The sequence below is a fragment of the Frankia sp. Mgl5 genome, assembly GCF_023242985.1.
GTDB classification, from domain to species: domain Bacteria; phylum Actinomycetota; class Actinomycetes; order Frankiales; family Frankiaceae; genus Parafrankia; species Parafrankia soli.
Map to the genome: position 1 here is coordinate 1 of NZ_JALKFY010000402.1, position 209 is coordinate 209.

Annotated in this window: 1 pseudogene; it reads left to right on the forward strand. The window is 77.0% G+C overall.

Annotated elements, in window-relative coordinates:
- Positions 1 to 209 (forward strand): annotated as a pseudogene (locus MXD62_RS09835) (hypothetical protein); the annotation flags it as partial.

A 209-nucleotide genomic window follows, 5' to 3' on the forward strand; every position in this document is an offset into this window, starting at 1 on the left:
GGGCCGACCGTGGGCGGTACGACCGTGGCTGGTGGCGCCGGTACGGCGGTTGGCGGGCCGACCGTGGGCGGTACGACGGTCGCTGGTGGCGCTGGTACCGGTGGTACGGCGGTTGGCGGGCCGACCGTGGGCGGTACGACCGTGGCTGGTGGCGCCGGTACGGCGGTTGGCGGGCCGACCGTGGGCGGTACGACCGTGGCTGGTGGCGC